Origin of the sequence: Mesorhizobium sp. M7A.F.Ca.MR.362.00.0.0, assembly GCF_004023175.1 — a bacterium.
Lineage (GTDB): Bacteria > Pseudomonadota > Alphaproteobacteria > Rhizobiales > Rhizobiaceae > Mesorhizobium.
The window spans coordinates 1-2,603 of record NZ_RZTF01000348.1; the positions used below are offsets into that span (position 1 = coordinate 1).

Consider the following 2,603-nt stretch of genomic DNA (forward strand, 5'->3'; position numbering starts at 1 on the left):
TCGAACAGGCCGGCAAGCAGGCTTGGCGACGGCACGGTGGCGCTGGCGCTCATCGCCGTCGCCGCAACCAGAATGTCAGCCCCGGAAAAGATCTCATGCGCGGCACGGCGCAGCGGCAGGAGATGAATGACCAACGCCGGTTGGCCTTCCCTGGCAGGAATGGGAATAGAACGCACGACCCGATCTTGCAAATTGTGCGTAATGGCTTGCCGGAAAAGCTCATTCGCGGATACGTCGGCAAGTGCCATGCCGCCATGTGCGGCGGCGATGAAAACGGATGGCATGTTTTCCAGCAGCACATTGGCCGTCAGCACGCGTCCCGATGCGGTCATTACCGCAGCCGGCAGACCAAGGGCCTCGAGTGCGGAGACGCTCGCTTTGGCCTGCTCCATGCCCAACCGCGCCGACACCAGGCCGGCGCGCGCAAAGTGGGGACGAAGCTGATCGAGCCTATCGATCGATGTCTGATCGTAGATGCCATCCCGCGTCCAGCGTTGAAAGACAAATGTGACCAGTTCACCGCTCGGCATGGCAACCGCCGAACAGATATGAGCGCCGATACCCGCCGCCCTCAATTGTATCCGCACCGGATCATGCTCAAGTTCGTCGGCGGTCAGAAAATCTTCGACCTGCACGAAACTCGCCGGTTGCAGGCTGCACATGCGCTGAATCGCATCGGAGAATTTCCAGCTGTCGCCGGCGATGAATTCATCGAACAGGGAGCGGACGGTTTCAAGGGAATTGCCATGCCCTGGAAGCTCGTCACTCAACCGGCCGCGAACAGGGGAGCCGTCGCTGAACAGGAAGATCGCGCCGTCAGCCGAACTCGAAAGCTCGCTGGCCGCTTCGAGAGCACCCGCCCACAAATCCGGCACGAACGCGGCCTCGTAGATCCTGTCCGTAAGATCATCGAACATGAGAGCGCACAGCCTCTTTCAGAGTCAGCGTCTTGCCGGCTCGGATCGTCAACGCGCCCCCACACGCCAACCGATACCCGCAAGATCAAAATGCCATGCTGAAAGCTGAGGTCAACCTCAGATTGCTGTCGAGCCGCATGCAGTTGCCGGCCCCAAAACGACAAAACCCGCCGGACTGGGTCCAGCGGGCTCGGAACCGCGACAAAAGTCGTCTGGTGCGGCTCTGGCTTCCACGGCTTGGTCCGCCGGAGCGGACCAGACGTGGCTTTAGATAGCCCTGCGGGCGATCTTTTCGATGTCGGCGCGGTTGATGCCGAGATCGCTGAGCTGACGTGCGTTGAGACGGTTCAGTTCGCGGACGGTCTCGGTGTACATACGCCAGTTACGGAAAGCGCGGATCGGGTTCATGGTAGTCCTCCAGAATGATGTTCGTTTCGATGGTGCTCAAATAGGCGTCATCGATGAGGACTTGAATGGCTGATTTTGCATAGCAATGATGCAAATGCTGCATTGCAGCATTAAGCTTCTGTTCATCTTGTAGGCAGTGAGTCGCTGACCTCGCTCGCTGTCAGCCTACGTCGAGCACGATCTTGCCGATATGCTCGCCGTCTTCCATGCGCTCGTGCGCCCGCCAGGCTTCGCTGAGCGGGAAAATCATGTCCATCACCGGTGCCACTTTGCGCGTGCCGAGCAACGGCCACACCTGCGCTTCCAACGCTGCCGCGATCGCCGCCTTGAACTCGACGGTTCGCGGCCTCAGCGTCGACCCGGTGTGGACGAGCCGCTTGACCATGACCTTCGAAAAATCCGCGCTTGCGACAGCGCCGGCCTGCACGGCGATCTGGACGATCCGACCCTCGACCGCAGCGGCCTCATAGTTGCGCGCCACATAGTCGCCGCCGACCATGTCGAGGATGACGTTGGCGCCCTTGCCGTCCGTTGCCTCCTTGACCGCGGCGACGAAATCCGCCTCGCGATAGTTGATCGCCCGGTCTGCGCCGAGCTTCAGGCAGGCGTCGCATTTCTCCTTGCTGCCGGCGGTGGTGATGACATAGGCGCCGAAGGCCGAGGCAAGCTGGATCGCCGTCGTGCCGATGCCGGACGAGCCGCCATGGACGAGCAGCGTCTCGCCTTTCTTGAGGCCGCCACGCTCGAACACATTGTGCCAGACGGTGAAGTAGTTTTCCGGCACCGCCGCGGCTTCGGTATGGGTGAAGCCGGCGGGCAACGGCAGCACGCTCCCGGCATGCACCTTGACATATTCGGCATAGCCGCCGCCGGGCGTCAGCGCGCAGACGCGGTCGCCGATGCGCCAGCGCGATATGTCGTCGCCAAGGGCCGCCACTTCGCCCGACGCCTCGAGGCCCGGCAGGTCCGACGCGCCGGGCGGCGGCGGATAGGCGCCCTTGCGCTGCTGGATATCGGGCCGGTTGACGCCGGCGGCATGCACCTTGATCAGGATCTCGCCGGGGCCGGGCTGCGGCACGTCGCGTGTTTCCGGCTTCAGGACCCGAGGGCCACCCGGCTCCGAGATCGCGATGGCCGTCATCCTTGCCGGAATTTTCTGTCCGCTCGCCATGAGATTTCCCGTCTTTCCTCGCCGTTGTCCGATCGGCTGTTTGCATCGACGCCCCTGCCCTATGTATGCTGATTGCCAAATCAGGCAAATGGCCAATCTGGTCTTGG

At 62.3% G+C, this 2,603-nt stretch carries 3 protein-coding genes; all 3 read right to left on the minus strand.

Features of this window, described 5'->3' with window-relative positions; translation table 11 throughout:
- On the minus strand, positions 1–917 hold a 917-nt coding region (locus EOC06_RS29375; protein WP_128309432.1), incomplete at its 3' end, for a helix-turn-helix transcriptional regulator.
- Between the two features lie 267 nt (positions 918–1,184).
- Positions 1,185–1,325 (minus strand): DUF1127 domain-containing protein, encoded by a 141-nt coding sequence (locus EOC06_RS29380; RefSeq protein WP_013529236.1) that lies wholly within the window; start codon positions 1,323–1,325, stop codon positions 1,185–1,187.
- 160 nt (positions 1,326–1,485) lie between these two features.
- Positions 1,486–2,496 (minus strand): NAD(P)H-quinone oxidoreductase, encoded by a 1,011-nt coding sequence (locus tag EOC06_RS29385; protein ID WP_128309433.1) that lies wholly within the window; start codon positions 2,494–2,496, stop codon positions 1,486–1,488.
- Positions 2,497–2,603: the final 107 nt, after the last annotated feature.

Excerpts from the sequence above, each read along its gene's own strand:
- EOC06_RS29380 (WP_013529236.1), bottom strand. The coding sequence starts at position 1,325 with ATGAACCCGATCCGCGCTTTCCGTAACTGGCGTATGTACACCGAGACC.
- EOC06_RS29385 (WP_128309433.1), bottom strand. The coding sequence starts at position 2,496 with ATGGCGAGCGGACAGAAAATTCCGGCAAGGATGACGGCCATCGCGATC.